Raw genomic sequence first — 23166 nt, 5'->3', positions numbered from 1 at the left:
ATCAAGGCTCCTTGTCCTGGTTGCCAGGATAAAAGCCGTGCAGCAGGCGATAGCGATCGTGACGGACCTGGTCCACGTGATGTTGGACCTGCTGTTCGGGCAGCCCGAGCATGATCAGGGCATGGGAAGCCAGCATCAGGCTCGACTCCAGCAGCTCCGGAACCACTTCGGTGGCTCCGGCAGCCTGCAACTCGGCCAGTTGGCTGTCATCACGGGTGCGCACCAGGATCGGCACCTGCGTGCTGACCCCTCTGGCCGCCTTGAGTACGGTGATGGCGATGTCAGTTTTGTCCACCGCGATCACCAACAGCCTGGCGCGGCTCAAGCCAACGGCAGCGAGCAGGTCGCCTCGTCGCGAATCCCCGTAATGCACGCATTTTTCCCCGACGGTGGCCTCCTGAATAATGACCGGGTCGTCGTCCAGGGCGACGAACGCCTGGTTTTCCCGGCGCAGGAACCGGCCGATTGACTGGCCGACGCGCCCGTAGCCGCAGATCACCACATGCCCCGACAAGCCGGCATTGAGTGCACTGATCTGATCCAGTTGCGCCTCTTCGTTGGGCTTGCGATGCAGGCGGGCGGCAATGCGCGGCGCGGCGCGCAGTAACAGTGGGGTCAACAGCATCGAGCAGAACGTTGCCGCCAGCAGCAGGCCGCTGATCTCGGCGGGCATGAGGCGGTTCTGCTGCATTGATGCCATCAACGCAAAACAGAATTCGCCACCTTGGGCCAGGGCCAGACCGCTGCGCCAGGCCGTTTCACCATCGCTGCCGCGCCATTTGACCAGGGCGGCGACCACGCAGCCCTTGATCAGCATCAGGCCGAGGCAAAGCCCGAGGATCAGCAGGCCATCGGCGATGAACAGTTGCAGGTCGATGAGCATGCCGATACTGACGAAAAACAGCCCGAGCAGGATGTCGCGGAATGGGCGTATATCGGCCTCGATCTGGTGTCGGTAATGACTTTCCCCAAGCAGCATGCCCGCCAGGAAAGCCCCCAATGCCGGTGACAATCCCAGCAGGTGGGTCAGCCACGCCGTCAGCAGTACAATCACCAGGGCCAGCAGTACGAACAGTTCCGCGGACCGGGACGCGGCCACCTCGTGAAACAGTCGGGGCAATACCCAGCGGCTGGCCAGCAGCAGGCCACCGAACATGACCAGGGTCTTGCCCAGGGTCACAGGCAGTGCCCAATACCACGGGTGTTCGCTGCTGCCGGCGAACACCGGCACGAGGGTCAGCAGCAGCACTGCGACAACATCCTGGAATAGCAGGACGCCAATGGCGTTCTGGCCATGGCTGCTGAAAATTTCTCCGAGGCTGGTCAGTTCCTTGCTGACAATGGCGGTGGAAGACAAGGCCAGTCCCGCGCCGAGCAACAGTGCGACGACTACCGGGGCACCGGCCAATGCCAGCAGCGCGGCCAGGAGCGCTGCGGAGCACAACACCTGCAGGCTGCCGAGGCCGAACACCACTCGGCGCAGCTCCAGCATCTTCGACAGGGAAAATTCCAGCCCCAGCGAGAACAGCAGGAACACCACCCCGAGTTCGGCCAGGTCCGGCAGTTCTTCACTGTCGTTGATCCAGTCCAGCGCGGTCGGTCCGACCGCCAGCCCGACGCAGAGGTAGCCCAGCACCGGGGGAAGGCGTAGCCGCCTGAACAGGGCGATGACCACCAGGGACGAGGCGAGGATGATCAGCAGGTTGGCAAACAAGGGGAACTCCATTTCAAGGCTGCAACGCACAGCGTAGAGGGGAAATTGCGACAAGGGTCGCCGCAAAGGCGTTGGCGTCCGGTGATTTGCATCAGCGTTTTACCGAAACACCTTGACGCGGGCTCGCAACTCGACGGTTTCCAGGGGCAGGCCTAGAATGACCGTCTCTCTTTTTTGGGTCTACCTGCCATGCTTCCTGAATGCCAGTTGTTCGGCACCCTGGGTTGTCATCTCTGCGAAGTCGCCGAAGCCATGCTGATGCCTTTCGTTGTTGAAGAACACTTACTGGTGGAACTGGTGGACATTTCAGAAAACGAAGCCTGGGTGGACGATTATGCGTTGCGTATCCCGGTGCTGCGCAGGCTGGATACCGGGGCCGAGCTGGAGTGGCCCTTCGAGACCGAACAGATCGCCAATTTCCTGCGTTGAGCGTGCGTCCGTCGGTTCCTGATACGACGATTGGCGATAACCGGGTGTTTCGGTTACTGTATGCCTATACAGCTATCCGGAGTGTGCCCCCTTGGTCAATGTCGAACAACTAAAAAGCAGCGTAAACAGGATGTCCGCGGACGTTGTGCACGAGGCGGTCCTGGAATTGCGCCTGGATGGATTGGTTACCGAAGGCAAGACGCCCTTCAATAAACTGCATTTCAATACCTGTTTCGCCGAGATCGAGGCACTGTTCCAGCGTGCCGGCTATCACAAGCAGCTGGACGTGGTGGGTTACCAGGGCTTGTTGTACGCGTTGTACGATCCGGGTCGCTGGGAGGCGGTGGACGTGCTGCGCTGGCTGAAGGAATTCACCGAGGCGGCGGCAAAGCCTGCTTCACTCCCGGCATGAAGCAATAGCGCTGGGCGGGCTTGCGTGACTGGCGGATAATGCCGTCCTGCAAAAAACGTCAAGAGTCTTCAATGTCAGGTTCATCGTTTTCCGCCGCTCACCATCAGGCCAGCACTTTGTATTTGCCGCCCGGCTCATGGCCGACGGTGCTGGAGTGCCTGTGCGAACATTTCAGCGCCATCAGCCGCGAGCAATGGCTGGACCGGATCGCCCGGGGCCGGGTTTTGGACGGAGAGGGCAGGGCCATTCGCGCCGACTTGCCTTACCGTGAAGGCCTGCGCATTCATTATTTCCGTGAAGTGCCCGACGAGAAGCCAATCCCGGTGGTGGAGTCGATCCTGTACGCGGACGAGCATCTGGTGGTGGCGGACAAACCACATTTCCTGCCGGTCACGCCGGCGGGCGAATATGTCGAGCAAACCTTGCTGCGACGCCTGATCCGTCGGCTGGACAATCCTCATCTGGTGCCTTTGCATCGTATCGACCGGCATACCGCCGGGCTGGTGTTGTTTTCGGCCAACCCCCACACCCGTTCGGCGTATCAATCGCTGTTCCCGACACGGCAGATCGAAAAGCGCTACCAGGCCATTGCCCGAGCGTTGCCTGGGTTGACCTTCCCCCGGGTGCATAGAAGCCGGATGATCGATGGTGAACCGTTCTTCCGAATGCAGGAAGGGCCGGGCGAGCCCAATACCGAAACGGCCATCGAAGTGCTGGAACGCAACGGTGGGCTGTGGCGTTATGGCTTGTACCCCGTCACGGGCAAGAAGCATCAGTTGCGGGTTCACATGAGCGCCCTTGGGGCTGGGATCTGCAATGATCCGTTTTATCCTGATGTGCTTCGGGACGTTGAGGATGACTATGCCAACCCATTGAAACTGCTGGCTCAGGGGTTGCGTTTTGTCGATCCGGTTTCGGGTGAAGAGCGCGTGTTCGAGAGCAGTATTGTGTTGCAGTGGTAGTTGCCCAAAACGAAGCCAAAAAAAACGGTGCTTTCCTCTTCAGGAAGCACCGTTTTTTTTAGCTACATCGGGGCAGCAGCGTTACAAATTACAAATCCTTAACAGTACGAACCTGATCCTTGTTCACGCGGGTCTGCTTGCCATCCAGCTGTTCGAATTCGTAGAAGCCGCTTTCTTCGTCGTACTTGGGGGTGTCGACGGCCTGGATTTCGCGACCGTCATTCAAGGTAATCACTGTAGGCGATGCGCACCCGGCGAGAGTGGCGAGGCCCAGAGCGAGCATGAAAGTGGCGAGGGTCCGTTGAGTCATGGTGTTTCTCCGAAATGGATTCTTCAAGTTACTGACCTTCAGACGTATACAACGCGCGCAAGTTCCTGGCTAGTGTCAATCTGACACGCCTTTATGCTGCGCCAGCAATTGCGGCGTATTCAGATTTGCCAGCCGCGGATCGTCGGCAGGGCATTGCAGCGCAACGGCACGAAGGGTGCGCATGATACGGCCGGGGCTGCGTTCGCCTTCGTTCCAAGCCTGTTCGAAGGTCGCGGCCAGGGTTACAGGAATGACGCACAGCAGAGGCTCCCAATGCTCGCCTTGTCGCACCATCAGCGGTGTATACGGGTGTTGGCTGGCCGTTATGCGCATGCTGTCGAGCAGGCTTGCGTCGATTTGCGGTACATCGCACGGCAGCACCAGCAGATACGGATGCCGGGCAGTCTTCAGGCCCGCCCGAATGCCTGCCAATGGCCCGGGAAAATCTCCCTCATCGTCATGCACCAACTGATCGGCGTACAACGCGTAGCGTTCCCGGTTACGGTTGCAGGAAATAATCAAGTCATCGCTCATGGCCCGGGTCTTGCGATGCAAATGCGCGATCAGCGGTTCGCCTTGCCACTCCACCAGGCCTTTGTCCTGGCCGCCCATGCGTTGCCCGCGCCCGCCCGCCAGGAGCAGGATGGAGCAGGGCGACAGGGGTGTGTTCGGGCTCATGGCGTGTCTCCGCAGGGGCGAAAAAATGAAGCGCTGTGATATAACACCAGGCTGTTTTCCCTACAACTGGAAGAGCCTATGAAAGCCAAGGCTGATGTACCTTTCGTGCCGCTCAATATCGCGGTGCTGACAGTCAGTGATACCCGTACGCTGGAAACCGACACCTCGGGGCAGGTCTTCGTCGATCGGCTCACGGCGGCCGGCCACAACCTGGCAGAGCGGGTCCTGCTCAAGGATGATTTGTACAAGATCCGGGCGCAAGTCGCGACCTGGATTGCCGAGGACGTCGTGCAAGTGGTGCTGATCACCGGTGGCACCGGTTTCACCGGGCGTGACAGCACGCCGGAAGCCGTCACGTGCCTGCTGGACAAGCAGGTGGATGGCTTTGGCGAACTGTTCCGGCAGATTTCGGTGGCAGACATCGGTACTTCCACCGTGCAGTCCCGGGCGCTGGCGGGCCTGGCCAATGGCACGCTGGTGTGCTGCCTGCCAGGGTCGACCAACGCGGTGCGTACCGGGTGGGACGGGATCCTGGCCGAGCAGTTGGACGTGCGCCACCGTCCCTGTAATTTCGTGGCTCATTTGAAACAGGCTGCACCTTGTGAATCCCGTGGGTAAACCGGGCAAGGCGGGCGCCTTGATGGCCGTCGAGGTTGCGTTGGAGCGATTGCTGGAGATGGCGAACGCCACGCCGATCCTGCAGCGCGAGCGCTTGCCGTTGGCCTTGGCACAGGGGCGGGTGCTTGCCGAGGATCTGGTATCGACCCTGGACCTGCCCCCCTGGCCCAACAGTGCCATGGACGGTTATGCCTTGCGACTGGCAGACTGGAAGGGCGAGCCGTTGGCGGTCAGTCAGCGGATTTTCGCCGGACAGGCCCCGGAGCCGCTGGCCCTCGGTACCTGTGCGCGGATCTTCACTGGGGCCCCGGTTCCAGACGGCGCCGACTGTGTCGAGATGCAGGAAAACGCCGTGGTCGATAGCGACGAGCGGGTAAGGTTTACCGAGCCGATGCGCAGTGGGCAAAACATTCGTCCGCAAGGACAGGAAACGACCGTGGGTGAGCAAGTTCTCGCTGCCGGTACGCGCCTGGGGCCGATCGAGCTGGGGCTGGCGGCATCCCTGGGTTGTGCATCGGTGGAGGTGGTGCGCAAGGTCCGTGTCGCGGTCCTGTCCACCGGTGATGAGCTGGTCGAGCCCGGGCAGGCACTGGGCCCCGGCCAGATCTACAACAGCAACCGCGTGGTGCTGTGTGGCTGGCTGCAAGGCATGGGCTGCGAGGTGGTTGATGCGGGCATCCTGCCTGACGATTTGCCGGCTACCCGCGCACGCCTGGCGCAACTGTCGGAGGTCGACCTGATCCTGTCCACTGGCGGGGTATCGGTGGGAGAGGCGGACTTTCTCGGCATAGCCCTGCGCGAGGACGGTGAGCTGGCGCTGTGGAAACTCGCTATCAAGCCTGGCAAGCCGCTGACGTTCGGGCATTACCGAGGCGTGCCGGTGATAGGCCTGCCTGGAAACCCGGCTTCGACCCTGGTGACCTTCGCGCTGCTGGCAAGGCCTTACCTGCTGAGACGTCAGGGCGTTCAGTCGGTGGCGCCGCTCACGTTCAAGGTGCCGGCCGGTTTCGCCTGGCCGAAGGCGGGCAGTCGGCGGGAATACCTGCGAGGCCGTATGGAAAACGGTCGAGCGATCATCTACTGCAATCAAAGCTCCGGTGTGCTGCGCAGCGCGGCCTGGGCCGACGGCTTGGTCGAAGTACTCGAAGAGCGGACGCTGATGGAGGGCGATGAAGTAGGCTTCATTCCCTTGAGCGAGCTCCTGGGCTAGCACGTTGGCAGATGTTCATGGCCCGAGCTGGATGCCCGGGCCTGTTCCCTCGCCACGCTTATCGCGTGAGCAGCATCACCAACTGATCGAAACGGTTGTTCGCAACCCACCCCAGCAGGCCGAGTACCATCGCCGCCGCGCCGGCCGAATAGGCCAGCCTGTGACGGATTATCTTCACGTCGGTACGAATTTCATCCATGTCTTTACGGATGTATTTAAGGTGGGTTTCCAGTTCAACGACGCGCGGTTCCAAATCGATTCCTCCAATGGGACTACTGCAACTGCATTCGTTTCGAGTATCGGCCCGCTTGTTTCCCAAGGACGGGATTTGCGGGGGAGAGAGCTTGTATTCATGGTTACGCATGGGACGGTTCATCCCCTTGGCCATGATTGTTCGAACCACTGATCCGGCCCCAGCGGGGCGCGATGTATCCATCCATGGGTGAGTACTTCCTTGTGCTGGTTAGATTTTTACCGGTCCGGCAAAACAGAATGCCAAGGTGTCTCAATACCGACGGAGGGTCAATTGAGCTGATTCGCCAGATCTTGTAAGAAAACTCTTCGAATGCAGAAATCCCGATCGAATGAGCGGTTCCGTAGGTTTCTTCGGTGGCCGGCGTGACTATTTTTTATTTAGATCGAATGCTTCGGGCTTTTTCGGCGCATCGAGCGGTCCCATTTCCTGAACCTTCCAATGACGGAGAAAACGCATGAGCAAAGGCAAGGCGCTGTTGATTTTGCATGGCAAGCAAGCGCTCAACGAAGAGGTTCGCGCAGCGGTAATGCTCAAGCGCAAGCAGGGTTGGGACCTGGCGGTACGGTTGACCTGGGAAGCCGGTGACGCCCAGCGATGCGTTAACGAGGCCCTCGATGCCGGTCATACGCATCTGATCGCCGGCGGCGGCGACGGGACCTTGCGTGATATCGCCGAAGCGATTGTCCAGCAGTCCGGTGGCGCCAGCCTCGTCCTGCTGCCGCTGGGCACTGCCAATGATTTTGCCCGGGCGGCCGGCGTCCCGCTGGAACCGGAACAGGCCCTGGATTTACTGGACGTCGCGCCGCAGCCCATCGACGTGGGCGAAGTTGGCGGTCGGATCTTCCTGAACATGGCCACGGGTGGCTTCGGCAGCCAAGTGACCGCGAACACGTCGGAAGACCTGAAAAAAGTCTTGGGAGGCGCCGCCTACCTGTTCACCGGTTTGTCACGGTTCAGCGAGCTGAGCGCCGCCTATGGCGAACTGCAGGGCCCGGGTTTTCACTGGCAGGGCGATTTGCTGGCGCTGGGCATTGGCAATGGCCAGCAAGCGGGGGGCGGCCATGTACTGTGCCCGGAAGCGGTAGCCGATGATGGGCTGCTCGACGTCAGCATTTTGCCGGCGCCCCAGGAAGTGGTCAGTACGTTGAAGGATCTGCTGGCGGGCGGGCTGGGCATCGACAATATGTTTGTCCGGGCCCGCTTGCCCTGGATAGAAATCAAGGTCGCGCAAGGCCTGGACATCAATCTGGATGGCGAGCCGTTGCAGGTCGACACCTTGCGTTTCACGGTACGCCCGAAGGCTTTGCGTGTGCACCTGCCAGCCGGTTCGCCTCTGTTGGGGAGCTCGGCGGCGCTCAATCGTCCAGGCTGATGATCTGTTCGCGCACGGCGAACAGCACGAGGCCGGCCACATCATGGATCTGCAAGCGCTTCATGATTTGTGCCCGGTGGGTTTCCACGGTCTTGATGCTCAGGCTCAGGCCGTTGGCGATTTCCCGGGTGGACTTGCCGCGCACGATCAGCCGCAGGATCTCCAGTTGGCGCGCCGTCAGATTATGGGTCTGGGAAGGATCGGGCTGATGTTTCTGAACGCGGGTCAGGGCTTGGTTGATCACAGTGTGGGCGATGGCGGGGCTCAGGTAGCGTTCGTTGTTGCGCAGCGCTTCCAGGGCGTGTTTCAGCTCGTTGGGGGTGGTGTCCTTGAGCAGGTAGCCATGGGCTCCGTACTCCAGCGCCTGCATGATCAACGCGGGATCCGTGTGCATGGACAGGATCAATACTTTGCTGTGGGGACGCACGCGCTTGAGTTGCTGCAAGGCATCCAGGCCGCTGGTGTCCTTCATGGAAATGTCCAGCAGCACGATATCGGGTGCGAGCCGTTCCACTATCTCCACCAATTGCGTGCCGTCATTGGCTTCGCCGATGACGGCATAGCCGGGGATATCCATGACGAGGGCGCGGACGCCGGCCCTGATCAGGGAATGGTCGTCGACCAGAAGCAAATTACAAATCAATGGAGAACCTTATTCTTGCTGGCTCGTTCCAGGGAACGAGGGGCCCAGGGGAAGCGTGCTTCGATGTGGGTGCCCTTGCCGGTTTCGCTGACGACCTTGAGGGTGCCGCCCAGCTGTTCGACGCGCTCGGACATGCCGGCCATGCCGCGTTGACCTTCGCGGGCAGGATGGCTGGCCGGTACGAACCCCTGGCCATCGTCGCTGATCAGCAGGGTCAGGCCATCGGGTTGGCGTTGCAGGCACACCAGCAGGTTTGTCGCCTGGGCATGGCGCAAAATGTTGGTGACCGCTTCCTGGGTAATTCGGAAGACCGCCATCGATATTTGCTCAGGAATGCCCGTCATGCGCTGCTGGCAATCGAGGCTCCAGTTCACCGGGGCGTTGGCCAGGGTTTTTAGCAGGTGCGCCCGCAGGCTGGCTTCAAGGCCCAAGCTGGCCAGTTGCCTGGGGTTGAGGATTGCCGAGACGTCGCGGACCTTGTCGAGGGTTTCATCCAGGGTCTGGCAAAGAATCGTGCATTGGCCCTGCAACTCCTCGGGCATCCGGCGCTTGAGCCATTCGCTTTGCAGTTTCGCCGCCGTCAGCAATTGGCCAATGTCGTCGTGCAATTCCCGGCTGAGGCGATGGCGCTCGTTTTCCTGGACTTCCAGCAGCCGGTCGGCCAGTTCCTGGGGCTGGAACTTGATGGACTTGCGCGACAAACGGTGGTGGATCCAGACACAGGTCATGGCTGCGACATTCACGACCAGCAGGCTCAATGGCACCGTATGGGCGAACAAGTAACTCAGCAGGCAGCCGACTGCCGAGCAGATGCACAACAGCAATGTGAAACGACGGGCATTTTCTCGGGAGGGAGGCCAGGTGAGGAAAGACTTGAGGCTGGCGTGCATAGCGGATGGAGCCAATGAATGTTCGCTGCGGGCAGGCCCGTCAGCGCATCTGACAGGCCGGGTCGGGTAAACGTTTAAGGTCGAACGCGGCTTCGGTTGGCGGCGCTTTGGCGCTGTCTCGAAGCGAGTGACGCGGGAGATAGTATCACTTCATATATCGTTGGTCGCGCTCGGTATGCCAGGGTGAAGACAAGCAGGGCAGGCTCGACGCGCCGGGTTTTGCAACATCGGCATCAGGCCTGTTTCTGGGGGTACGCTACCAGTCCCAGCGGACGTGACGCTGCCAGTACTTGGCTGGGGCTCTGGCCGATCTGGAAGGCAAACGCTTCGATCAAAGACACCTGTTCGCTGCTGTCCAGGCCGAGTTGGCCAGTGGTTTGATCGACCAGTTCCAGTTGCCAGGCCATCAGCGTGAAGCAATCCTTCAGCGCATCCAGGGCCTGGTCGTGCAGCTCCATGTGGTTCTGCGCATGAGTAAGCAGGCCATGGATATGCAACGAGAATTCCGAAACGGCTTCCAGCGCCAGGGTGTTGGTTTTGTTTGCCAGTTTCAACAAGGTGCTGAGCATGCAGTCGATGGCATCCTTGTCATTATTGATCAATTGCAAATGACTCAGGCATTCCTCCGATTTGGCCAGAAGCGTTTCGGCCTCGATCAGCAATTCGGGCAGGCGCTGGTTCCAGTTCCTACGGTCGTTCGGCATGCTTATCTCCACAACATCATGTCAGGCGAAAGAAAACCGCGTACGGAGAACGGCCGGGTCTCAAGGTCTGCAACAGGCGGATACACGGCGGCACGTGCGTGCGATTCAGCGAAGGCGAACTCGCTGATTAATGCACTGGCAAGATCGGCCGAAAGACAGTAGGTCCGATGTCCCGTGGTCGCGCACAAAAGCCTGACTCCGTTCAGCAATGAGAATGGCGTCACATTAATGGCTATTGCATAGCGGGAATATCAGGTTGGACCTGATTGTGCCTAGGGGAATCCCTTAGGCAGCGGAACTTTGTGCGCAAACCGGAGTCGCGCAGCGAAGAAAACAGCGGGTGAAAGCAGGAAGCCAGTAAAGCATGATGTTAATGTGACATCAATGCTTCCCGTGCTTATTTTATGCGGGTCAAGATTCGGCTGACGTGGCCGATATCTCGTTTATTGGATTCATCCGAACAAGCCCAGGAGTCATCGATGGCCGGCATTCTCGACACAGTAGATCAACGAACCCAATTGGTGGGTGAGAATCGCCTGGAAATTCTCATGTTCCGCCTGGCGGGTCGGCAATTGTTTGCCATCAACGTGTTCAAGGTCCAGGAAGTGTTGCAACTGCCCAAGTTGACGCTGATGCCCCAGCGCCACCCGTTCGTCTGCGGCGTGGTCAATTTGCGGGGCCAGACGTTGCCGGTGATTGACTTGTCCCAGGCCATCGGCATGCGTCCGCTGGTGCCGGGCCCCAACAGCACCATCATCGTCACTGAATACAACCGCTCGGTCCAGGCGTTCCTGGTGGGCGGCGTCGACCGTATCGTCAACATGAACTGGGAAGCCATCCTGCCACCGCCGACCAGCGCTGGCCGCGAGCATTACCTGACGGCGATCAGCAAAGTGGACGATCAGTTGGTGGAAATCATCGACGTGGAGAAAGTCCTTGCCGAAATTGTGCCGTACAACGCCAAGGTCTCGCGGGACAAACTCGAAGACCCGGTGCTGGAGCGCGCCCGCGGTCGCGAAGTGCTGCTGGTGGACGATTCCAACGTCGCGCTCTCGCAACTGCGCGACACCTTGGGTCAGTTGGGCGTGAAAATGCACATCGCCAGCGATGGCCTGAAAGCCCTGAACATGCTCAAGGCCTGGGCCGATACCGGCGAGGTCATGACTGACAAATTGCTGATGATCTTCACCGACGCGGAAATGCCGGAAATGGACGGCTACCGCCTGACCACCGAAATCCGCAACGATCCGCGTCTGCGCGGGCTCTACGTGGTGCTGCACACCTCTCTGTCCGGCAGCTTCAACGATTCGATGGTCAAGAAGGTCGGTTGCGACAACTTCCTCTCCAAATTCCAGCCGGACAAGCTGGTCGACGTGGTTCGCCAACGGCTGATGCTCGACTGAAACCGATGTTGGTTTGCTTCGATGGCGGGCTCGTATAAGGTGGCGTTTTTTCGCCTCCAGGGAAGTTGACCATGTTGCGGTTGAGCGCGCTGTATCGGTATCCGTTGAAGTCCGGCAAGGGCCAGTCCCTGCAAGGGATTGGCCTGGACAAGCTGGGGCTGGACGGTGACCGGCGCTGGATGCTGGTGGATGAAGGCACCGGTCGTTTCCTGACCCAGCGCGCCGTGGCGAAAATGAGCCAGCTCTCAGCCTTGTGGAACGAGGCGGGCGGGTTGACGCTCAGCGCGCCGGGCCACGGCACCCTTGACGTGCCGCTGCCTCCCAGCCTCGAGGAGCAACTGCGCGGCGTGATCATTTGGCGCGACACCTTGCGTGTGCCGGATGCCGGTGATGAGGCGGCGGCCTGGGTCAGCGAATTCATCGGCAATCCGACTCGGCTGGTGCATGTGCCGGTGGAATTGGCGCGCACCACCGCAGTCGGGTATGGCAAGGACGACGACAAGGTCGCTTTCGCGGACGGCTTCCCTTTGCTGCTGATTGGCCAGGCTTCTTTGCACGACCTGTCGAATCGGGTCGGTCGCCCGCTGGAAATGCTGCGCTTTCGGCCCAACCTGGTAATCGAGGGCAGCGAGGCGTTCGCCGAAGACGGCTGGAAGCGCATTCGCATCGGCGAGGTGGAGTTCCGGCTGGTCAAGCCATGCTCGCGCTGCATCATGACCACGGTCGATCCTCAAACCGGCGAACGCGATCCGAATCGCGAACCCTTCGCCACGTTGCAGCACTACCGTTCGACACCGGACGGGGCGATGTTCGGCCAGAACCTGGTCAACGACAGCAACGGTCGGCTGGAAGTCGGCATGGCGGTCGAAGTGCTCGAATAAGCACTGTGCTTGATAAAAAAATGCCCGTGTCGTTGGACACGGGCATTTTTTTTATCGAGGTGCAGACTCAGCCGCGATATTCACACAGATAGGCAGTGTCGACGGCCACTTTGAGCTGGAACTTGCTGTTGGCCGGTACATTGAACTGGCTGCCGGCAGCAAAGGTTTCCCAGTCGGTGCTGTCGGGCAGTTTTACGGTCAGGGCACCGGAGACGACGTGCATGATTTCACGCTGGGCCGTGCCGAATTCGTATTCGCCCGGAGCCATGACGCCGATGGTCGCGGGGCCTTCGGCAGTGCCGAAAGCGATCGACTTGACGGTGCCGTCGAAGTACTCGTTGACTTTAAACATGGGCGATTCCTCGAAAAAGGGGCTGAAAAAGGCCGGCCAGTATGCACAAGCCTTCAGCGTTCGTCATCTGCCGCACCGACGCGTGCCCGGCGCTCAACCGGGCAGCACCAGGGGTAACAACCGTGCCGTATTGCGCGCATCTTCCAGCGCGCGGTGTTGTTGACCGTTGAATTGCAGGCCAGCCAGTTGCAACGCGCCGTTGAGCCCCGTTGGCCGTTCCAGTCGGCGCGCTTTGGCGAAGCGCTGCTTGAGGTTCATGTGCGGGAGCTGGACGAGAACGCTGTGCAACTGTTGATGCTGCCATTCCTGGAGCAATTGCTTGCGATCGTAGTCGCCCCAGCTCACCCAGCCCTCCAGGTTCGCGTGGTAGGGCGCCAGCCAACGCTCGAACGCCGGCCAGACCTCGGTCAAAGGCGCGGCGCTGTCGATGCTGGCTTGGGTGATGTGGGTCAGCTCGCGGCAGAAAGGTGTGAGCAGCGGCCGTCTCAAGGGCCGCACGAAGCGCTGGAAGTGGTCCACTTCGCGACCGTCACGATTCACCAACGTGGCGCCGATTTCAATAATTTCCATTTCGGTTACCGGCCAGCCACCTTCATCGGTGGTGGCCTCCAGATCAATCACCAGCCAGTGAGGCATTGCAAGGTTCCCGGTATCGGCGTGTCGATAGGTTTGAGCGTAGTCAAACCCGGCGCATCCGCCTAGTCACCCGTTTCCACGACCAACAAAACCTGGCGGCTCTTCACTTGTTCGCCCGGTTTGACCCGCAATTGTCTGATTATGCCGTCGACGCTCGCCTTGAGCGGATGCTCCATTTTCATCGCTTCGAGCACCACCAACAGTTGGCCCTGGCGTACCGCGCAGCCTTCGCTGACCAGCACCTCGACAATGGCGCCGTCCATGGGCGCCTTCAGCGTACCGTCTTGCAGGCTGGCCCTGGGCACGACGGCAGCGAGGGTCCGGTCCTGAAAGTGCAGGCCGCCGGGGCGAGTGGACAGCCACAGCTCAGTGCCCTCGAGGCGCCAGGCATGGTGTTGGCGAATGCCATTGATCATCAGCGTGGCGCCACATCGATCGACCTCAAGCAGCTTCAGCTCGATCAAATGCTCGGCAACGTGGATGCTCAACGTTCCATCTGTTGCAGCGGCGAGGGTTAGCGTCCAGTCGCGCTCTCCCGCGCCAATCCGGTAGTGGCGCGCCGTGCCGGCATTGTTGCTCCATCCAGCCAGATCGGGTGCATGCCGCGCCTGGGAGGCTTGATAAAACACCGCCGTGGCAATCGCGAGCTGTTCGGTTGAGGGCTCTGGCTCTTGCCCCTCGGGGAGCCCGGCGAAATGCTGCCCGATGAAACCGGTGCCGAAGTCGCCATCGATGAACTGCGGATGGGCCAGCAAGCCGGCGAGCAATCGCAAATTGCTCTGCACGCCGAGCAGCAGGCAGTCTTGCACCGCCCGCAACAACCTGCGTCGAGCTTCCTCCCGAGAGGCCCCGTGAGCGATGAGTTTGCCGAGCATCGGGTCGTAGAATGGGGTGATGAGCTGGCCTTCCAACAGGCCATGATCGATGCGCAGGCCCTCCCTGGAGGGCGGCGTCCAGCCGATCAGACGGCCGGTCTGAGGCACGAAATTCGCCGCCGGGTCCTCTGCATAAAGCCGTACTTCCATCGCATGGCCGCGCAGTTGTACCTGGTCCTGGGTCAGAGGCAGCGGCAAGCCTGCGGCGACGTCCAGTTGCCAAGCCACCAAGTCCAGGCCGGTGATCAACTCGGTGACCGGATGTTCGACTTGCAGGCGGGTATTCATCTCCAGGAAATAAAAACGGCCGTGCGCCGCGAGCAAAAACTCCACGGTCCCGGCACCGACATAATTGACTGCGCGCCCCGCCTTGAGCGCCGCTTCGCCCATGGCCTGGCGCAGCTCGGCGGTCATGACCGGGCAGGGCGCTTCTTCGATGATTTTCTGATGGCGCCGCTGGATCGAACAGTCCCGTTCCCCCAGGTGAATCAGATGACCGTGCTGGTCGCCAAAAATCTGCACTTCCACGTGTCGCGGGTCGATCAGGGCCTGTTCAAGGATCAACTCGTCATTGCCGAAGCCATGCAGGGCTTCGGAGCGCGCGCTGTGCAATTGTTCCGGCAGGTCCTCGGCGCGCTCGACCAGGCGCATGCCTCGCCCGCCGCCACCGGCACTGGCCTTGATCATCAGCGGGAAGCCGATGCGCCCGGCTTCCCGGCACAGCGTGTCGTCGTCCTGGGCGGCGCCTTGATAGCCGGCGATACACGGGACGCCGGCGGCGAGCAGGGCGATTTTCGAACGTCGTTTGCTGCCCATCAGCTCGATGGCGTCGGCGCTGGGGCCGATAAAGACGATACCGGCCTCTTCGCAGGCCCGGGCGAAGCCGGCATTTTCCGAGAGAAAACCGTAGCCGGGATGGATCGCATCGGCACCGCTGCGCCGGGCCGCGGCGAGAATGGCCGACGGGTTGAGGTAGGACTGTTGCACCGGGGCCGGGCCGATCAGCAGCGCTTCGTCGGCCATGCGCACATGCAGCGCGTCGGCGTCGGCCTCGCTGTACACCGCGACCGTGCGGTAGCCCTGTGACTGGGCGGTGCGCTGGATCCGGCAGGCGATTTCGCCGCGGTTGGCAATGAGGATTTTGCTGAAGGCGGGCATGGCTTCATTCCTGGTTTTTTTGCGGTATCTGGGCGGGCGCCTTCGCGAGCAAGCCCGCTCCCACAGTTGATCTTCAGCGAACAGCAGATCCACATAAAACACAGCACTCCTGTGGGAGCGGGCTTGCTCGCGAAGCTTCTCTGAACCTCACAACATCGGTGGCCAGCCATTCACTTGTTCTTCCCCGGCAAAGTGCCCATGAACTTGCAGATGATGCCCAGCATGATCTCGTCCGCTCCGGCGCCGATGGACACCAGGCGTACGTCACGATAGGCCCGGGCCACCGGGTTATCCCACATGAAACCCATGCCGCCCCAATATTGCAGGCAACTGTCGGTGACTTCCCGGGCCAGCCGCCCGGCCTTGAGCTTGGCCATCGACGCCAGCCGCGTAACGTCCTGGCCGCCGATGTATTGCTCGGTGGCCTGATAGACCAGCGCCCGCAGGCTCTCGATCTCGCTGGCCAGTTCCGCCAGGCGAAAGTGGATGACTTGGTTATCGATCAGGGCCGTGCCGAAGGTCTTGCGCTCCTTGCAATACTCGATGGTGCTGTCGATGCAATGCTCCAGGCCCCTGATCATATTCGCCGCGCCGAACAGTCGTTCCTCCTGGAATTGCAGCATCTGCATCATGAATCCGGCGCCTTCCTGACCGATGCGGTTGCGTTGCGGCACGCGAACATCATCGAAAAACACCTGGGCCGTTTCCGAACTGCGCATGCCGAGTTTGTCCAGGTGCGGGCCGAGGCTGACGCCGGGGCTGCGCATCGGCACGATGATCAGCGATTTGTTGACGTGAGGCTTGTCGTCGGAGGTGTTGGCCAGCAGGCAAATGAAGTCGGCGCTCGGGGCGTTGGTGATCCACATTTTGCTGCCGTTGATGATGTAGTCGTCGCCATCCTTGCGTGCGGTGGTCTTGAGCCCGGCGACGTCGGAGCCGGCACCGACCTCCGAGACACCGATGCACCCCACCTGTTCGCCGCGGATGGCCGGGCGCAGGAATGCTTCGCGCAGTTCATCGGAGCCGAACCGCGCCAAGGCCGGTGTGCACATGTCGGTCTGAACGCCGATGGACATCGGTACGCCGCCGCAATGGATGGTGCCGAACGCCTCGGCGGCGACGATCGAATAGCTGTAGTCCAGGCCCATGCCGCCGAACGCTTGCGGCTTGGAAATGCCCAGCAGGCCGAGTTCGCCGGCCTTGCGGAACACCTCGTGGATGGGAAAGTGCCCAGCCTTTTCCCACTCGTCGACGTAGGGGTTGATGTCGTGCTCGACGAACTGGCAAACGGTACGCCGCAATGCTTCATGTTCCTGGGTGAAAATCATTTTTATTGTTCTCCTGGGGCGGCGCTCAGCATTCCTTCATGCGGTCAGAAACGGGCCACGCCGAAGCTGTTGGCTTGCAGCGGCCGGAGCTCGGCTTCGTGGCAGATGTCCAGCAGGTAGCCGAGCAGCGTGCGGGTGTCCCGGGGGTCGATGAGCCCGTCGTCCCATAGATTGGCGCTGCCATAGAGGGCGGTGGATTGGCTGTCGAGTGTCTGAGCGGTGGATTGTTCGAGCAGATCGAGCATCTTCGGATCGGGAGGCGTGCCGTTCTTGAGTTGCGTGGCCTCGGTGACAATGCGCAGGACCTTTCCGGCTTGGGCGCCGCCCATCACCGCGGTGTGGCTGTTGGGCCAGGCGAAGATAAAGCGTGGGTCCAGCCCACGGCCGCACATGGCGTAATTGCCGGCGCCATAGGAACCGCCTACTACCACGGTCAATTTGGGCACCCGGGCATTGGCCACGGCCTGGATCATCTTGGCGCCGTGCTTGATCACCCCTTGTCGCTCCGACTCGGTGCCGACCATGAATCCGGTGGTGTTGTGCAGGAACAGCAACGGTGTGCGGCTCTGGTCGCACAGCTGGATAAACTGCGCGGCTTTGCTTGCACCCTTGGGCGTGATCGGTCCGTTGTTGCCGATCAGGCCGCAGGCATGGCCGCGAATGTGCAAGTGGCCGCAAATCGTCTGGGTGTCGAACTCGCTTTTGAACTCGAGGAAATTCGAGGCGTCGGCGATGCGGGCGACGATTTCCCGCACGTCGTAGGGCTTTTTCGGGTCGTCGGGAATCAATCCCAGCAGTTGTTCGGCCGGGTACAGCGGCTCCACCCAACTCCGCTCGGGCTGTGCTGGCAACTGCGCGTTCCAAGGCAGCGCGCTGAGTATTTCCCGGGCCAGGCGCACGCCATCGGCATCGTTTTCGGCCAGGTATTCGGCGGTGCCCGCTACCTGCGCATGCATCTGTGCACCGCCCAGTTCTTCCTCGGTGGCGACCTCGCCGGTGGCGGCCTTGAGCAGCGGCGGCCCGGCCAGGAACAGCCGCGCCTTGTCGCGCACCACCACGACATAGTCCGAAAGCCCCGGCTGATACGCGCCGCCCGCCGTGGCCGAACCATGCACCACGGTGATCTGGGGCAAGCCCATGGCCGACATCCGCGCCTGGTTGGCAAAGCTGCGCGCGCCTTCGACGAAAATCTGCGTGGCATAATTGAGATTGGCACCGCCGCTTTCGGCGAGCGTGATGACCGGCAGTCTGTTTTCCATGGCGATCTGTTGCAGGCGCAGGGTCTTGTGCAGACCGCTGGGAGAAATGGTCCCGCCCTTGATTGCGCTGTTGTTGACCACCACCAGCACGCGCACCGCGCAGACGTAGCCGATCCCCGCAATCAGCCCGCCGCCGGCCTGGCTGCCGTCTTTATCATCATGGAGCTTGTAGCCGGCCAGGCTCGCCAGTTCGAGAAACGGCGCGCCTGGGTCCAACAGCAGGTTCAGGCGCTGGCGCGGCAGCAGTTGGCCGCGCTGGTCGAACTTGGCCTGGGCCTGGGCGGCTTTCTCCAGCACGGCCTGTTCGAGTTGGCGCAGTTGCTTCACGCCGGTCAGCATCGCCGCGTGATTGCGGGCGAACTCGGCGCTGTGCGGGTCAAGCTGCGATTCGATGACTGGCATGAATTTCCCTCGTGCTTGAGTCGAACCCTTGGCCAGGGAGCAAGCTCCCTCAGTTGACTTGATCGGCAATGTGTTGCGGCACCGGTATCTGGATCTCCAGCAACTGCTGGGCGAACGCCTTGCCTTGCGGGTCGATGCGCAGGCTGGCGACACCGCCGCCACCGAGGGCGTTCTCCAAGAGGTAATTCAAACTGTGGGTGCCCGGCAAATACCAGCGCTCGACACGGCCCAGCAGCGGATCGATCACGTGGCTCATCCAGTCGACGATGACTTCCGGCGTCAGCGCCTCGGCGATCCACGGCAGGTATTCAGGCTCGCGGGCGATCACGCCGATGTTGCTGTGGTTGCCTTTGTCCCCCGAGCGCGCCACCGCCAGCTTGATCAGCGGCACGCTGGCGTCGGCGCGGCCCTGGGGTTTGGGCAGGTCCGGGGTCACCGGCAAATCGCTGGTTTCCAGCGGTTCGAGGACGGGCAGGGGACAGGGGAGACGCTGGCCGGCGAACTCGATTTCGAGCTGGCAGGCGGCTTTGTCGATCAGAAACGAGAACAGGCGGATCAATGGCGACACCGTCGGCCGGCCACCGACCATGCCCGTCAGCCCCGGCGCCATGCCGGTGGCGGCCTGGGCAATCTCCCTGGCAAACAAGTCCAGCGCTTGCTTGTCCGGGTGCCGTACCGCCAACTTGATCACCACCTCCCGGCTGTCTCGGCGCTGGCCATGCTGGCCATAGGTGGCTTCGCTGCCCAGCAGCTCGACGTTCACTTCGCTATAGGGCGCCCAGCCGCGCTGCAGAAACAATTCAGACGTCTTGGCAATGATCGCCTGGCTGACCCTTTCGGCCTTGGCCACTGCATCGATGCCGGCAATCAGGCACGTGGCCGTGCAGCGAAAACCGTCCGGCCAGGTGGCGCAAACCTTGTATTGATCGGTTGGCGGTAGGCCTTTGGCACCCTGCACGCGCACGGCGTGCTTGCCTTGCTGGATCAACCTGACCTGGCTGAAATCACAGATCACGTCCGGCAGCAGGTAGCCTTGCGGGTCGCCGATTTCGTAAAGCAATTGCTCGCCGACCGTCAGCGGCGTGACCAGGCCGCCGGTGCCTTCGGCCTTGGTGACGATGAACTGACCGTCGGCGCTGACTTCGACGATGGGAAACCCGATGCGCTCGTAATCCGGCACGTCCTGCCAATCGGTGAAATTGCCGCCGGTGCATTGGGCGCCGCATTCGATCAGATGCCCGGCCAGCGCGGCCTGGGCCAGCTTGTCGTAATCGTGCCAGGCCCAACCGAATTCATGCACCAGGGCGGCGCTGACCACGGCGCTGTCCACCACCCGACCGGTGATCACTACGTCGGCTCCCTGTCCCAGCGCCTCGACAATGCCGGGTGCGCCGAGGTAAGCGTTGATGGATAAGCACGTCGGCGGCAGAGAGGCGCCGTCGGACATCTCGCGGATATCCTGGTCGGCGAGCCGCGCCCGTTGCGGTTGCAGGTCATCGCCCAACAGCACGGCGATCTTCAGCGGCACGCCGGCCTGGTCACACGCCGCTTGCAGGGCGGCGGCGCAGGCCTGGGGATTGACCCCGCCGGCGTTGGCGATGACGCGAATCCTGCGCTCATGCAAATGCTGCAACAACGGTGAAAGGACTTCGATAAAGTCTGTGGCATAACCGGCCAGCGGATCCTTCATGCGCTTGGCGGCCATGATCGACATCGTCACTTCGGCCAGGTAATCGAACACCAGGTAATCCAGCGCCCCTTGCTCGACCAACTGCGCCGCAGCGGTACAGGTATCGCCCCAGAAGGCGCTGGCGCAACCGATACGGATCGTTTCTGGCATGGGACTCCCTCCTGCACAGGTGAATCGAGCCTACCAAGCAAGCGCTTGGTCTGTAAATGGGCGCAGGTTCCGTTACCGAGCGCTTGCTAGGTTGTCCCGCTGGGCTTAAATTGCCCGCGCCACCTTGGTGGGGTGGGAGTGTCCGCGCGTTGATCATCGACTGTAGGAGAGATTGGGTGGACGAGCAAAAAGCCCTGGGTGTCATGCGTGAACTGGTCGATAACGGGCAACTGACCGACCCGGACAGTGCGCGGGGCAAATTGCTCCAGACCGCCGCCCACCTGTTTCGCAACAAAGGCTTCGAACGCACCACGGTACGCGACCTGGCGAGCGCGGTGGGCATTCAGTCGGGCAGCATTTTTCACCATTTCAAGAGCAAGGACGAGATCCTGCGGGCGGTGATGGAAGAAACCATCCGCTACAACACCGCATTGATGCGCGCTGCCCTGGCCGAGGCGGGCAGTGTTCGTGAGCGGGTGCTGGCGCTGATTCGGTGCGAATTGCAGTCGATCATGGGCGGAAGCGGCGAGGCGATGGCGGTGCTGGTCTATGAGTGGCGCTCATTATCCGAGCAAGGGCAACGGCAAGTGCTGGCCCTGCGCGATATTTATGAAGACTTGTGGCTTGAAGTATTGGGCCAGGCCAAGGAGGCCGGGTATATTCGAGGGGACGTATTCATCACCCGGCGTTTTCTCACCGGCGCGTTGTCCTGGACCACCACGTGGTTTCGCGTCGAAGGCAGCCTGAGCCTCGACGAGCTGGCCGAACAGGCCCTGATCCTGGTGCTTGAAGAAAAATAATAATCACGCGGCGCTTTTAATCTGGCCGTAAAGCTGGCTAAGCGGCTGAAACCGCCTAGCTTGACTGTATCGATGGGTACTTTGGGGAGTGGTTATCTTGACGTTTTTGCCGATGGGGATCACCTCGCGTGTGCTGCTGGCTGCTCTTGCCATCTTGTTGACGCTGCCAGTCGAGGCGGCGCAACTGGTGCGGATCGGCGCCGCACACTTTCCGCCCTATACCGTTCGCCCCGAAAATGGCGCCGATACCGGGTTATTGCCGCAACTGGTGGAAGCCCTGAATCAGTCGCAGACCGACTACCAGTTCGTATTGGTCCCCACTTCGATTCCACGCCGCTTCAACGATTTCAAGCAAGGGCGGGTGGACATGGCGATCTTCGAGAACCCGGAGTGGGGCTGGCAGGATGTGCCGCATACCTCAGTGGACATGGGACTGGAAGATGCGGAGGTCTTCGTCGCCCAGCGCGAACCGGATCGCCAGCAAAACTACTTCGCGGACCTGAGGGGCAAGCGCCTGGCGCTGTTCAGCGGTTACCACTACGCCTTTGCCGAATTCAACGCCGACCCCAAGTTCCTCGCTGGCCAATACAACGCCACGTTGACCTATTCCCACGACAGCAATCTGTTGATGGTGCTGCGGGGGCGAGCAGATATTGCCCTGGTGACCCGTTCGTATCTCAACGACTACGTGCTGCGCAATCCCGAAGTCGGCCCGCAGTTGCTGGTGTCCCAACGCATCGACCAGCTTTACCACCATTACGCGCTGATCCGGCCGCAGGCGCCCATTTCCAGCGATGCGTTCGGGCAATTGCTGCAAACGCTACGGGACAATGGCCAGTTGCTGAGAATCTTCAAGCCTTACCAGATCGATCTGGTGACGACGCACTCCCATTGAAGCTGGCCTAAATTTCCCCTCCCGGCTCACGTCCCACGTTGACTACCGACGAATACGCGAGCTCCTTTCATGTCCTCTCTCAATCATCCGGCGGCGCTGCCCATGCCCGGCGGTCGCCGCCTCGGCGCCGATGAAACCGAACGCCACCTGAGCCTGATGCTTGAAGGCGCGCCGCTGATCCGGCTGCGCCTGGAGCGTGGCCCCGAGCTGCACGTGCATTTGCAGGAAATCAATGATCGACCGATGGGGCCGGCGCTATGGGCGGCCTGCTATTGGCTGTTTGCCCGCAATCCGGACTGCCAACGCCTGGCCTGGCATCTCGATGAGCGCCCCGGCGAAGCCTTGCTCAGCGGCTTGCTGACGGGCACGTCGCGTAAGGGTGAATACGTGTGCGAGCGCGCGATGTTCTGGCAATTGCCGCAGCCTTGGCTGGGGGAATCGTTCAATGGCAGTTATCCACAACAGATGACCATCACCGATGGCCGGCGCCATCCACGCCGGCCCGTGAAACCACGTGGCGAAGTGTACCGGCGTTTCGATGCGCGACTCGGGGCCTGGGTGTCCTTGCGGACCGTGGAGATCGAGCAGGACCTGATGCGTTTCAACCGCTGGCAGAACAATCCACGGGTGGCGAGTTTTTGGCAGGAGGAGGGCAGCCTGGAACAGCATCGCGAATACCTGGACAAGCTGCAGGACGATCCGCGGGTCTTGACCTTGATCGGTTGCTTCGATGACCAGCCGTTTGCCTATTTCGAAGCCTATTGGGCGAAGGAAGATCGCATCGCGCCGTTCTATCAGGCTGGAAACTATGATCGCGGCATCCACATGCTGGTGGGCGAAGAGCAGCACCGCGGACCGCACAAGGTCGCGAGCTGGCTATCGGCACTGGTGCACTACCTGTTTCTGGACGACCCACGCACCCAGCGCGTCGTGGCCGAGCCCCGGGCCGACAATGCGCGGATGATCGGGCATTTGCACAACCAGTGCTTCCACTGTGAGAAGGAATTCGATTTCCCCCACAAGCGCGCCGCGCTGATGATCCTGGGACGCGAGCGGTTTTTTGATCGGTGTGCGTTGGTGTGAATTGCGCCGCGAATGAAACCCTGTGGGAGCGGGCTTGCTCGCGAATGAGCACTAAC

General features: G+C 61.2%; 24 protein-coding genes. 11 read left to right on the top strand and 13 right to left on the bottom strand.

From position 1 onward, the window contains the following. Window position 1 precedes the first annotated feature (1 nt). Window positions 2-1714 (bottom strand): cation:proton antiporter, encoded by a 1713-nt coding sequence (locus tag PFLQ2_RS09295; protein WP_003183695.1) that lies wholly within the window; start codon window positions 1712-1714, stop codon window positions 2-4. A gap of 189 nt (window positions 1715-1903) precedes the next feature. Here PFLQ2_RS09295 and PFLQ2_RS09300 point away from each other — a divergent pair, with 189 nt between their 5' ends. The 3 genes from PFLQ2_RS09300 (at window position 1904) to PFLQ2_RS09310 (ending at window position 3517) form a co-directional block, all read left to right on the top strand. After that, entirely contained in the window at window positions 1904-2143 is a 240-nt protein-coding gene (locus PFLQ2_RS09300; RefSeq protein WP_003183694.1) for a glutaredoxin family protein, read from the top strand. Between the two features lie 91 nt (window positions 2144-2234). Next, window positions 2235-2555, top strand: coding sequence for a hypothetical protein (locus PFLQ2_RS09305; protein WP_033046175.1), 321 nt, complete (start codon window positions 2235-2237; stop codon window positions 2553-2555). A 71-nt stretch (window positions 2556-2626) separates the two neighbouring features. Then, entirely contained in the window at window positions 2627-3517 is an 891-nt protein-coding gene (locus tag PFLQ2_RS09310; RefSeq protein WP_003183691.1) for a pseudouridine synthase, read from the top strand. 88 nt (window positions 3518-3605) lie between these two features. Here the strand turns inward: PFLQ2_RS09310 and PFLQ2_RS09315 are convergent, their stop codons facing one another. Further along, complete coding sequence (locus PFLQ2_RS09315) at window positions 3606-3827, bottom strand: YgdI/YgdR family lipoprotein (protein ID WP_003183689.1); 222 nt, start codon at window positions 3825-3827, stop codon at window positions 3606-3608. 75 nt (window positions 3828-3902) lie between these two features. After that, the gene (gene mobA, locus PFLQ2_RS09320; protein WP_003183687.1) at window positions 3903-4505 is read right to left on the bottom strand and encodes a molybdenum cofactor guanylyltransferase MobA; all 603 of its coding nucleotides are present in this window, start codon (window positions 4503-4505) and stop codon (window positions 3903-3905) included. A 78-nt stretch (window positions 4506-4583) separates the two neighbouring features. Between mobA and moaB the strand changes: the two genes are divergently transcribed. Together moaB and PFLQ2_RS09330 are read left to right on the top strand one after the other, a co-directional pair. Next, entirely contained in the window at window positions 4584-5123 is a 540-nt protein-coding gene (moaB, locus tag PFLQ2_RS09325) for a molybdenum cofactor biosynthesis protein B (protein ID WP_003183685.1), read from the top strand. A 22-nt stretch (window positions 5124-5145) separates the two neighbouring features. Further along, on the top strand, window positions 5146-6333 hold the full coding sequence (locus tag PFLQ2_RS09330; RefSeq protein WP_192814250.1) for a molybdopterin molybdotransferase MoeA: 1188 nt from the start codon (window positions 5146-5148) through the stop codon (window positions 6331-6333). Between the two features lie 58 nt (window positions 6334-6391). On the opposite strand, the gene PFLQ2_RS30685 is transcribed toward PFLQ2_RS09330, so the two are convergent. Beyond that, complete coding sequence (locus PFLQ2_RS30685; protein WP_225970840.1) at window positions 6392-6697, bottom strand: hypothetical protein; 306 nt, start codon at window positions 6695-6697, stop codon at window positions 6392-6394. A gap of 346 nt (window positions 6698-7043) precedes the next feature. Between PFLQ2_RS30685 and yegS the strand changes: the two genes are divergently transcribed. Continuing rightward, window positions 7044-7961, top strand: coding sequence for a lipid kinase YegS (gene yegS / locus PFLQ2_RS09340; protein WP_003183679.1), 918 nt, complete (start codon window positions 7044-7046; stop codon window positions 7959-7961). Here yegS and PFLQ2_RS09345 read toward each other — a convergent pair. The 3 genes from PFLQ2_RS09345 to PFLQ2_RS09355 all read right to left on the bottom strand — a co-directional run bounded on the left by PFLQ2_RS09345 (window position 7945) and on the right by PFLQ2_RS09355 (window position 10198). Then, window positions 7945-8604, bottom strand: coding sequence for a response regulator (locus PFLQ2_RS09345; RefSeq protein WP_003183677.1), 660 nt, complete (start codon window positions 8602-8604; stop codon window positions 7945-7947). The two genes, yegS and PFLQ2_RS09345, sit on opposite strands and share 17 nt — an antisense overlap. Beyond that, entirely contained in the window at window positions 8601-9494 is an 894-nt protein-coding gene (locus tag PFLQ2_RS09350; protein WP_003183675.1) for a sensor histidine kinase, read from the bottom strand. Before PFLQ2_RS09350 ends, PFLQ2_RS09345 begins: the two co-directional genes overlap by 4 nt. Window positions 9495-9727: 233 nt before the next feature. After that, on the bottom strand, window positions 9728-10198 hold the full coding sequence (locus tag PFLQ2_RS09355) for a hypothetical protein (RefSeq protein WP_003183673.1): 471 nt from the start codon (window positions 10196-10198) through the stop codon (window positions 9728-9730). Between the two features lie 479 nt (window positions 10199-10677). Between PFLQ2_RS09355 and PFLQ2_RS09360 the strand changes: the two genes are divergently transcribed. Then, a complete protein-coding gene (locus PFLQ2_RS09360; protein ID WP_003183670.1) occupies window positions 10678-11601 on the top strand; it encodes a chemotaxis protein CheV in 924 nt (307 codons plus the stop codon). A gap of 71 nt (window positions 11602-11672) precedes the next feature. Next, on the top strand, window positions 11673-12482 hold the full coding sequence (locus tag PFLQ2_RS09365) for an MOSC domain-containing protein (RefSeq protein WP_003183666.1): 810 nt from the start codon (window positions 11673-11675) through the stop codon (window positions 12480-12482). A 67-nt stretch (window positions 12483-12549) separates the two neighbouring features. On the opposite strand, the gene PFLQ2_RS09370 is transcribed toward PFLQ2_RS09365, so the two are convergent. From PFLQ2_RS09370 to PFLQ2_RS09395, 6 genes are all read right to left on the bottom strand, one after another. Then, the gene (locus tag PFLQ2_RS09370) at window positions 12550-12834 is read right to left on the bottom strand and encodes a pyrimidine/purine nucleoside phosphorylase (protein ID WP_003183665.1); all 285 of its coding nucleotides are present in this window, start codon (window positions 12832-12834) and stop codon (window positions 12550-12552) included. 93 nt (window positions 12835-12927) lie between these two features. Continuing rightward, window positions 12928-13470, bottom strand: a complete 543-nt coding sequence (locus PFLQ2_RS09375) for an exonuclease domain-containing protein (protein WP_003183663.1) — start codon at window positions 13468-13470, stop codon at window positions 12928-12930. A 62-nt stretch (window positions 13471-13532) separates the two neighbouring features. After that, on the bottom strand, window positions 13533-15503 hold the full coding sequence (locus PFLQ2_RS09380; RefSeq protein ID WP_003183661.1) for an acetyl/propionyl/methylcrotonyl-CoA carboxylase subunit alpha: 1971 nt from the start codon (window positions 15501-15503) through the stop codon (window positions 13533-13535). Between the two features lie 170 nt (window positions 15504-15673). Then, window positions 15674-16831, bottom strand: coding sequence for a citronellyl-CoA dehydrogenase (atuD, locus tag PFLQ2_RS09385; protein ID WP_003183659.1), 1158 nt, complete (start codon window positions 16829-16831; stop codon window positions 15674-15676). A gap of 44 nt (window positions 16832-16875) precedes the next feature. Then, on the bottom strand, window positions 16876-18492 hold the full coding sequence (gene atuC / locus PFLQ2_RS09390) for a geranyl-CoA carboxylase subunit beta (protein ID WP_003183658.1): 1617 nt from the start codon (window positions 18490-18492) through the stop codon (window positions 16876-16878). A 49-nt stretch (window positions 18493-18541) separates the two neighbouring features. Continuing rightward, window positions 18542-20332 (bottom strand): acyclic terpene utilization AtuA family protein, encoded by a 1791-nt coding sequence (locus tag PFLQ2_RS09395; RefSeq protein WP_003183655.1) that lies wholly within the window; start codon window positions 20330-20332, stop codon window positions 18542-18544. Window positions 20333-20508: 176 nt separating this feature from the next. Here PFLQ2_RS09395 and PFLQ2_RS09400 point away from each other — a divergent pair, with 176 nt between their 5' ends. The 3 genes from PFLQ2_RS09400 to PFLQ2_RS09410 all read left to right on the top strand — a co-directional run bounded on the left by PFLQ2_RS09400 (window position 20509) and on the right by PFLQ2_RS09410 (window position 23110). Beyond that, complete coding sequence (locus tag PFLQ2_RS09400) at window positions 20509-21132, top strand: TetR/AcrR family transcriptional regulator (protein WP_003183653.1); 624 nt, start codon at window positions 20509-20511, stop codon at window positions 21130-21132. A 112-nt stretch (window positions 21133-21244) separates the two neighbouring features. Then, the gene (locus PFLQ2_RS09405) at window positions 21245-22027 is read left to right on the top strand and encodes a substrate-binding periplasmic protein (RefSeq protein WP_033046173.1); all 783 of its coding nucleotides are present in this window, start codon (window positions 21245-21247) and stop codon (window positions 22025-22027) included. A 69-nt stretch (window positions 22028-22096) separates the two neighbouring features. Continuing rightward, complete coding sequence (locus PFLQ2_RS09410; protein ID WP_003183650.1) at window positions 22097-23110, top strand: GNAT family N-acetyltransferase; 1014 nt, start codon at window positions 22097-22099, stop codon at window positions 23108-23110. The last annotated feature ends 56 nt before the right edge of the window (window positions 23111-23166 follow it).

The organism is Pseudomonas fluorescens Q2-87 (assembly GCF_000281895.1).
Taxonomy (GTDB): domain Bacteria; phylum Pseudomonadota; class Gammaproteobacteria; order Pseudomonadales; family Pseudomonadaceae; genus Aquipseudomonas; species Aquipseudomonas fluorescens_S.
Note: the sequence above shows the minus strand (reverse complement) of the source record. Positions and strands in the feature narration are given on the sequence as shown.

Bases quoted from the DNA above. Each gene is read 5' to 3' on its own strand.
- PFLQ2_RS09300 (WP_003183694.1), top strand. From the start codon at position 1,904: ATGCTTCCTGAATGCCAGTTGTTCGGCACCCTGGGTTGTCATCTCTGC.
- PFLQ2_RS09310 (WP_003183691.1), top strand. From the start codon at position 2,627: ATGTCAGGTTCATCGTTTTCCGCCGCTCACCATCAGGCCAGCACTTTG.
- PFLQ2_RS09315 (WP_003183689.1), bottom strand. From the start codon at position 3,827: ATGACTCAACGGACCCTCGCCACTTTCATGCTCGCTCTGGGCCTCGCC.
- mobA (WP_003183687.1), bottom strand. From the start codon at position 4,505: ATGAGCCCGAACACACCCCTGTCGCCCTGCTCCATCCTGCTCCTGGCG.
- moaB (WP_003183685.1), top strand. From the start codon at position 4,584: ATGAAAGCCAAGGCTGATGTACCTTTCGTGCCGCTCAATATCGCGGTG.
- PFLQ2_RS09330 (WP_192814250.1), top strand. From the start codon at position 5,146: ATGGCCGTCGAGGTTGCGTTGGAGCGATTGCTGGAGATGGCGAACGCC.
- PFLQ2_RS30685 (WP_225970840.1), bottom strand. From the start codon at position 6,697: ATGCGTAACCATGAATACAAGCTCTCTCCCCCGCAAATCCCGTCCTTG.
- yegS (WP_003183679.1), top strand. From the start codon at position 7,044: ATGAGCAAAGGCAAGGCGCTGTTGATTTTGCATGGCAAGCAAGCGCTC.
- PFLQ2_RS09350 (WP_003183675.1), bottom strand. From the start codon at position 9,494: ATGCACGCCAGCCTCAAGTCTTTCCTCACCTGGCCTCCCTCCCGAGAA.
- PFLQ2_RS09355 (WP_003183673.1), bottom strand. From the start codon at position 10,198: ATGCCGAACGACCGTAGGAACTGGAACCAGCGCCTGCCCGAATTGCTG.
- PFLQ2_RS09360 (WP_003183670.1), top strand. From the start codon at position 10,678: ATGGCCGGCATTCTCGACACAGTAGATCAACGAACCCAATTGGTGGGT.
- PFLQ2_RS09365 (WP_003183666.1), top strand. From the start codon at position 11,673: ATGTTGCGGTTGAGCGCGCTGTATCGGTATCCGTTGAAGTCCGGCAAG.
- PFLQ2_RS09370 (WP_003183665.1), bottom strand. From the start codon at position 12,834: ATGTTTAAAGTCAACGAGTACTTCGACGGCACCGTCAAGTCGATCGCT.
- PFLQ2_RS09375 (WP_003183663.1), bottom strand. From the start codon at position 13,470: ATGCCTCACTGGCTGGTGATTGATCTGGAGGCCACCACCGATGAAGGT.
- PFLQ2_RS09380 (WP_003183661.1), bottom strand. From the start codon at position 15,503: ATGCCCGCCTTCAGCAAAATCCTCATTGCCAACCGCGGCGAAATCGCC.
- atuD (WP_003183659.1), bottom strand. From the start codon at position 16,831: ATGATTTTCACCCAGGAACATGAAGCATTGCGGCGTACCGTTTGCCAG.
- atuC (WP_003183658.1), bottom strand. From the start codon at position 18,492: ATGCCAGTCATCGAATCGCAGCTTGACCCGCACAGCGCCGAGTTCGCC.
- PFLQ2_RS09395 (WP_003183655.1), bottom strand. From the start codon at position 20,332: ATGCCAGAAACGATCCGTATCGGTTGCGCCAGCGCCTTCTGGGGCGAT.
- PFLQ2_RS09405 (WP_033046173.1), top strand. From the start codon at position 21,245: ATGGGGATCACCTCGCGTGTGCTGCTGGCTGCTCTTGCCATCTTGTTG.
- PFLQ2_RS09410 (WP_003183650.1), top strand. From the start codon at position 22,097: ATGTCCTCTCTCAATCATCCGGCGGCGCTGCCCATGCCCGGCGGTCGC.